This is a genomic window from Polaromonas sp. UBA4122 (genome assembly GCA_002381615.1).
In the GTDB taxonomy this organism is placed as follows: Bacteria; Pseudomonadota; Gammaproteobacteria; order Burkholderiales; family Burkholderiaceae_C; genus Polaromonas.
The window spans coordinates 1-7,719 of record DFWY01000163.1; the positions used below are offsets into that span (position 1 = coordinate 1).

At 53.9% G+C, this 7,719-nt stretch carries 6 protein-coding genes and 1 pseudogene; 6 read left to right on the forward strand and 1 reads right to left on the reverse strand.

The window, feature by feature from the left end; all coding sequences use genetic code 11:
• The coding region (locus tag B3F77_RS19475) for a DDE-type integrase/transposase/recombinase (protein WP_293606554.1) at window positions 1-276 on the forward strand (276 nt) is incomplete at its 5' end.
• 85 nt (window positions 277-361) lie between these two features.
• On the opposite strand, the gene B3F77_RS19480 is transcribed toward B3F77_RS19475, so the two are convergent.
• Window positions 362-1,051, reverse strand: a complete 690-nt coding sequence (locus B3F77_RS19480) for an MBL fold metallo-hydrolase (protein WP_293606555.1) — start codon at window positions 1,049-1,051, stop codon at window positions 362-364.
• Between the two features lie 207 nt (window positions 1,052-1,258).
• On the opposite strand from B3F77_RS19480, the pseudogene B3F77_RS19485 reads away from it, so the two are divergent.
• The 5 genes and pseudogenes from B3F77_RS19485 to B3F77_RS19505 form a co-directional block, all read left to right on the forward strand.
• Window positions 1,259-1,756 (forward strand): annotated as a pseudogene (locus B3F77_RS19485) (IS5 family transposase); the annotation flags it as partial.
• 417 nt (window positions 1,757-2,173) lie between these two features.
• On the forward strand, window positions 2,174-3,484 hold the full coding sequence (locus tag B3F77_RS19490) for an MFS transporter (RefSeq protein ID WP_293606556.1): 1,311 nt from the start codon (window positions 2,174-2,176) through the stop codon (window positions 3,482-3,484).
• Between the two features lie 453 nt (window positions 3,485-3,937).
• Window positions 3,938-4,480: a carboxymuconolactone decarboxylase family protein gene (locus B3F77_RS19495; RefSeq protein WP_293606557.1), complete on the forward strand. Its 543-nt coding sequence runs from the start codon at window positions 3,938-3,940 to the stop codon at window positions 4,478-4,480.
• Window positions 4,481-5,509: 1,029 nt separating this feature from the next.
• Entirely contained in the window at window positions 5,510-6,427 is a 918-nt protein-coding gene (locus B3F77_RS19500; protein ID WP_293606558.1) for an SMP-30/gluconolactonase/LRE family protein, read from the forward strand.
• 252 nt (window positions 6,428-6,679) lie between these two features.
• Window positions 6,680-7,719, forward strand: a 1,040-nt coding sequence (locus B3F77_RS19505; protein ID WP_293606559.1) for a four-carbon acid sugar kinase family protein, incomplete at its 3' end; no start/stop codon positions are given.

The following is a 7,719-nucleotide window of genomic DNA, read 5'->3' on the forward strand; positions in this document are numbered from 1 at the left end:
GCACGAATCTTACTGGCGGCCCTTGAAAGCGTGAAAGCGGACGCCTGCGTTGATATCTTGATGCGCCAATGCAAATACCTCAACAACATCGTCGAGCAGGACCACCGGGCGATCAAACGGATAACCCGACCGATGCTGGGGTTCAAGTCGTTTTGGAGTGCTCGCATCATCATTGCAGGCATCGAGACAATGCACGTGATCCGCAAGGGGCAGCTGGACTGCTCAGATGGCCAAACCATGTCCGTAGCACAGCAGTTCTACAGCCTCGCAGTTTGATCACCAGCTCAGCGACGCAACTCTTTTCGGCCAGAGTCCGTTATCGCGACAGAACCAACAACATTCAACAACATTCAGGGCAGTGCTAGCGCAGGAATAACTCAATTGAGGCAGGTTCATCCCAGATCCAGCCGCCATTGCGTCGGAAAATCTCAGGAAAGTGGCCCGGCACAACAATATCAGTGCCTTCGCAGATGTCTGCAATGGACTGGCGTGATTGCTCGACCGTTGCAAAACACATATCACTGACTTTTGCCAGAATCTCTTTGGGATATTTCACTGCATCTCCAGCCAGCACTACACGCTTGCCATCTGCCAGGCTAAAGCGAAGTGCCTGACAGCCCGTTGTGTGCCCCGGGACTTCGAAATGCTCTATCCCGGGTACGACCTCGCCTTGTTTGGGTAATATGCGGACCTCGAACTCACTGAGCAGTTCATGAATCTTCCACGGTACAAACAGATCTTCGGGATGCGGATTGCGTGCATAGGCCAATTCAGTTTCGCCGACACAGACAGGCACGCCCTTGAATAGATCAAGATTCTGGCAATGGTCAAAATGCAGGTGAGAGAGAAAAATCAGATCAATATCGGTCGGTGCGAGTCCACGTTCCTTGAGCCCGCTGAGCAACCCTTTGCGTACGCAATAGTGTCCAGTATCAAACAGAATGCGCGTGCCGTCTTCGGCTGTGACCAGCACGACATTGCACAGGCCAAAAAAACCACCGCGGAAACTCAGGCTGTTTCCTCGTAATAGCAATTCATATTTAGCGGTCAAAATCTTGCTCCTTAATGGTGCTTCAATGTGTGCATGGCACCCCTATAGGGAAAACCATGAGATTGAATTTCTTTTTATAAATTTATGTGTAATTATGCTTGAACTTAACAGGCTGCTGAAATACCCCAACCGGTCCACGCGGCCCACCCCTCAAACGTTAACTTGATACCGATTTACCGATTTACCGATACAGCCATAGCCAACAACATGCGCGGAGCCGACACCTTCACCGAGAGCTTGTTCACTACGCGAAAGCTGGAGGACTTCGTGCCAGCCGATCATCCACTGCGACCCATCCGCCAGATGGTCAATGCAGCTTTGGTGAAGATGGACGTTCTCTTCTCAGGCATGTACGAGGCAGACATCAAAGGTGGTCGCCCCAGCATCGCGCGCGAGAAGCTGCTGCGCGCCATGCTCTTGCAAGTGTTCTACAGCATCCGCTCCGAGCGCCAGCTCATGGAGCAGACCCAATACAACCTTCTGTTTCGCTGGTTCATTGGCCTGGCCATGGACGATGCCGTGTGGGTGCCCACCGTTTTCACCAAGAATCGCGAGCGTCTGATCGAGCACGACGCGGTCATCGAGCTCTTTAATCTGGTGCTGGAGCAAGCCGAGCACAAAGGCTTGCTCTCGGGCGAGCACTTCAGCGTTGACGGCACTCTTATCCAGGCGTGGGCTGGTCACAAATCCGTCCAGTCTGATGGACTGGCGTTCGTCCCCGCCAGAATCACGTCCACCTGCGGCTAACGCGACAAAATCTGCGATGGTATGTGTGGTTAACGGGACGCTTGGCTCCTGACTTCAAAACCATCGCCAATTTCCGCAAAGACATCGTAACCGGGCATGGCCACCGAAATGGTCGCTCTCATGCTTGAGGTGGCGGATTCAGGTTACAGGCAAGCCACTACATAAAATGCGCAAACTACGCATTTAAAAAATATTTTGAGTATTGTTTGCAATTTTCTTCGCAATTTCGATAAAATAAATTGACGTAAATGCACGACTTCCTACCGCGGTCAGGCAGATACGCATCCGAAGTACCCTTGACCCTACCAAAAGAAGTAGGGCAGGAAAATGGTTCGCCTACAGGCCCTCGCGGGTCAATAAATTACGGAGACAAAAATGAAATCATCCCTGCCTAGAAGCGCAGCAGCTATCTATGTACTGCTGTTCCTGATGGCTCTCATCAATTACCTTGATAGAATTGCATTGTCGGTTGCGGCGAAGCCTATTGCTGCGGAGTTCGACTTGAGCCCGATACAGATGGGCTACCTATTCTCTTCTTTCCTCTGGACCTATCTGGCCTTTGTGATTCCCGCCGGAATTCTGGCCGACCGCTATGGTGCTAAACGCGTCAGTGCTGTTGGGATGTCCGTTTGGTCCCTTGCAACCATTGCCACCGGGATATCACTTGGATTCGCACAGCTTATGGCCACGCGCTTGGTAATGGGTGCTGGCGAAGCGACAACTTATCCATCGGGCAACAAGGTCATCCGAGAACAGGTGCCTGCAAAGAATCGCGGATTTGCCACAGCAGTATTCAACAGCGGTGCGTACGCGGGGCCCGCGTTGGGAGCCCTCTTGTTCGGCTGGTTGGTGGCAACGTTCGGTTGGCGTATTGCATTTATGGTTGCCGGTGCAATCGGCTTTGTTTGGCTGGCTGCGTGGTTGATATGGTTCCGCCACGAGAGCGAGCTTACAGCTGCTCGTACATCCACAACTGCTGAGGAATACACAACCACAACCGAAACGTCAAAAGGTGTCGGGCTAAAGGGACTGCTGCGTTCCAGGAGCATGTGGGGTATCGCTCTAACCCAAGGATGTGCAGTTTATTCGCAGTATCTATTCCTTACTTGGCTGCCGAGTTATCTCCAGGCTTCAAAGGGGATGGACCTTACGCAAGCAGCTATCTACACCGCATTGCCATATGGTTGTGCGGTTCTTTTAGGTATCGTCCTCGGCAAGTTCAGCGACAAAATTCTCAAGCCAGGCGACGTAGAACGGGGAAAGCGCCGCGCCATGATCGCTTCCATGCTTCTGTGCTCCTCGGTAATTCTGCTGGCGCCGCTGGTCAATAATATCTGGCTGATAGTCGCGATGCTGGCTATCTCTCTCACCGGTCTCTCAACAGCGGTTTCGCTGAATTTTGCACTGGCCAACGATCTGCTGGTGCATACGGCCGACGCTGCCAAAGCAAATAGTCTGACCCTAGTGGGGGGCAACACTTTCGGCATTCTCGCGCCAATTCTGACCGGCTACATGGTTGCTGCAACAAATTCATACACATACGCGTTCGCCACAGCAGGAATTCTGCTGATTCTCGGGGCAGTGATCTCGCTAGTTTTCACTCGATCGCGGATTGGAACTGTTCAAAGTGGCGGTATGCCAGCATCCTCGTCCGTTTCGACTCCGATGTACGCAAACACTTTATAGATTCGGCCCGCAAATAGATCGACCTACTCGTTAATGTCACCAACCAGCGTAAGACCCATTGAATGATCATCAATGGGGGCGGTCCGGACAAAAGCCAATTGCAGGCCGCTACCGAGAAACACATAAACGCTGTCGCCGGCAATCAATAGACGGCAGGTATTTGACACAAAAATATGTAGGATGCTCGTTGAAGTTATCTTTTCCGCCACAGGTAGCTGAGCCGAGGGTATTTGCCCGACTTCCAGAAGTGCGGAAGAGTCCGAACGAAGAGAGCGGCTGGACGTTCGTCAACCGCTCGGTACTCCCGGTTTGTCACTACTGAAGGGGCGTGAAATCGCCTCCATTGCGCGGTTGCGCCTATTGACTGAGTTTCCGAGCGGTGAACTGGTGATCTGTCGCGATCCCGACTTTTGGAAAAAGTGGCATCCGGCGCCGCATCTCAATACCTGAACCATGGCACGCTTACCCTACACTGCTCCCGATATCGCCGAGCCGGCCGCGCTTGTAGCTGAACTGCACGCACGGCGCGGCGGCAAGCTGCTGGACGTCGATCGCATGATGCTGCACAGTCCGGTGCTGGCCACTGCCTGGAATGGTTTTTTCGGCGGAATCAAGAACAACATGCAGCTGTCGCCCAAACTGCGCGAACTGGTAGCCTGCGCGGTCGGCAGTATTAATGGCGCAGGTTATCAATATCAGCAGCACGCTGCCGCCTTTCTTTCCGCGGGCGGCGGCGCGGCGCAACTGCAGGCGCTACTCGATCCGGACATCGCCGCGCACGATATCGATCACTTCGATCAGACCGAACGGGCGGTGCTGCAGATGTCGCTGGAAATGACGCGCAATATCAAGGTCGGCGATGCAACGTTCGCGGCGGCGCTCGCCGCGCTGGGAAGTCATCAGGCCATGGTGGAACTAGTCGGAGTGATTGCAGGTTATAACCTTGTGTCGCGTTTTCTGGTGGCAATGGAGATCGGTCCGGCTTCGCCCGACTAATCCGACTTTGACTTCAAACACTGTCCTGAGCTGGAATTGCTCGGGCAGGGCCCAGTAATGGCAGCGTGATTCTGGCTATTTCATCTTAGACCACCGCCCGGGCCAAATTCGTTGCCTGATCCTGCAACGATTCTGCCGGGGCAGCCGCTTCTTCGTGCATGTAGTCTAAGACGGTGCTTGCCGCCATCGGTGAATCGCGGTATTGCCGATGCGGATCTGCGTGTATGCATGCCCGAGGTGTACACGCGGTGTCCGGCTTGCATAAAAAGGACTGTCGAAAAAACAGGCACCCTCGCATCAGCAGGGTCGCACAACAAGCATTCTATGGAGGATCACCCCGTTTCAGTCCAATTATCGAATGCTAAATTAGTTTCATTGGACAGTGCTGGAGGCGAACTCTAAGTTTGGCGCCAAGTGCGATGAACAGGAATGCATATGTTCAGACGGCAATCAAAATGACAAAAGTCGGCGCCCCAGCGGCCATGGCCACGTTGACCGGAAGGAGACACCAGGATGAATCCGCAACACGCCGATCTGCGCGATATGACCTTGCGCATATGCGTCGACGCGTTCTTCACATAAAAAACCAGCCACTAGGCAAACAGGGGCACAAAAAGTCCGGACGCAGCAATTCGGTGCACATCGTAAACATAAGCGTTTATCAGGGACAAGTCGTTCTTTGAAATGCGGAAACTGCGCATTTCAAAAATATTTTGAACATGTTTTGCATTTTAGTTCGAAATTCCACTAAAATTATTAGCATAAATGCTTAATTGCCGCGAACCAATCGATCGAGGAGAAATCACTTGAAGTTCACATCAACTCCGCTCATCGGGCTTGGTGTACTGACGCCCTCGATGGAGTCGAGCCGGTTTGCGATCCCGTCTATCGCCAATGAGCGAAGTCTCGGTGCCATCGCAAAGACATTGGTGCGTTACATGCTCATGTTCTTGGCTTTTGCATTCCTCCTCTATGCGTTTCCCGACATAGCATCGTGGCTTCCCACAATAATGAAGGCAGGCTAGGACAATGTTTTTTAATGCACCCCCCACGATTCCGACAAGGATTTTTGCCCGACTCCCAGATTCGCTGCGCCGAACTGGTCACGAAACCGAGTGGCACCGCGGTCAGCCCGGCGTTCATCCCGAGCACTCGCTGCTGGAAGGGCCAGCGTTTGATCGCGACGGCATGCTTTGGTGTGTGGATATTCCGTACGGTCGAATATTTCGCGTTTCACCGACTGGCACTTTCTCAACGGTAGTCGAATACGATGGCGAGCCCAACGGACTCGCCATTCATCGTGACGGGCGAATTTTCATTGCCGATTACGCTAACGGCATCATGGTGCTGGACCCTTCCACTGGTCAGGTGACGCCGTTTATCACGCGCGTGCGGCTCGAGCGACTGAAAGCGGTCAACGATCTAGTATTTGCCAGCAACGGGGACCTGTATTTCACCGACCAGGGGCTCACCGGCCTGCATGATCCGACTGGGCGCGTGTTCCGCGTCCGGGCCGATGGCCACGTCGACTGCCTGCTCGACAACATTCCGAGTCCGAACGGGATTGCTTTGGATCCGACAGAGACCACGCTCTATGTCGCGGTCACGCGAGCCAACTCCGTGTGGAGGGTGCCACTACTCGCCGATGGTGGTGTGGCGAAGGTCGGGAATTTCATTCAGCTGTCCGGCGGTGGGGGTCCAGACGGCCTCGCCGTGGACAGTGAAGGAAACCTGGCCGTCGCACACATCGGGCTGGGGGTGATCTGGCTGTTCAGTGCGCGCGGCGAGCCAATGGCGCGAATTCAGTCAACGATCGGGCACCACACGACCAACATGGCCTATGGCGGTCCGGACGGACGCACGCTGTTCATCACAGAGTCCGAGAGCGGCACGTTGTTACAGGCCGACATGCCGGTGCCCGGATTGAAGCTCTTTTCTCACCAGTAGGCTACGGCTCATCGTCTCGACTGGTGCCATCCCGTCCAAAAGAAGAGGACGAGTGATAGCTGGCATCCGACCCTATTTAATTTGCTTTCGTGCGCCTACGAAGCCGCGTGACCGAAACTGCCTCAGTTAGTACTCAAAAATGCCCTTAATTCGCGAGCGAAAGGGGTGTAAATGAGTTGCAGTTGCGCTGTATTTGTCTTTCGAGAGTTTGGCAAAAATAGCCAAGGTCGAGGCAGCATAAGGCAGGAATTTATGACACAAGTACTGATAATTGCCGACGATCTGTCTGGCGCAGCTGACTGCGCTAGTGCCTTCGTCAAGGCTGGCCTGCAGACGCTGGTAGTCATCGATCGGCAGGCAGGGCAAAGTGCCGACACAGAGGCGGCTCAGGTCATCTCGATTGATGCAGATACTCGACGTCTGCCTGGAGCCGAAGCCGCCCAAATCCATCTTGATATATTTAACCGGTACCGCTCGGCAGGACAGCTGCTATATAAAAAAATTGACTCAACGCTGCGAGGCAATTTTGCACAGGAACTTGGTTCAATCATTAATCAGGCGGGACTGGCGATTGTTGCCCCGGCATTTCCGCAGGCCGGCCGCTTTACGACGAATGGCCAACAATACCTAAACGATACGCCGCTCGAAATGACGGAAATCTGGCGTGGCGAAGGTATTACGGGCACCGCCCATATTCCAAGCATGCTCGCACACCATGGCATCAAGACCGCATCGATCTGCATTAACGAAATACGACAAGGCGCCCAGCAGTTGCGCACGTTGCTCGAAACATGCGCGCGAGATGGCGTGCAGGCAGTTGTATGTGACGTTGAAGCCGACGATGACCTGCAAGCCATTGCACAGGCGTCGATTTCACTGTCGATGCCGAGATTCTGGGTCGGCTCCGCAGGGCTGGCAAATCATTTGCTCGCTGCTACGCGTGTCGCTGCCAAGCCGGACCAGGTTGCTCCCGTTAAAACCAACGGATCAATCCTGACGGTGGTTGGCAGTTTATCGAACGTATCGCGAGTCCAGGCCGAATATCTGTTTGCCACTGGGCAGATGGAGCGCGTTGATGCGCCGGCAAGCGTCTTGCGACAAGGGCAATCGCATCCGCAGTGGAAAAAACTGCGTAACACACTGGATATGTCGCTGCAGAAGAAGCGCGACATACTGATCATGATCGGCATTGAAGATCCGGTCAACATGGGCGAGGGATTACAGTTGTGCCAGGCACTTGCCTTGCTGATCGCGCCACTTGCCGAGCATATTGGCGCCGTCATTTCCACTGG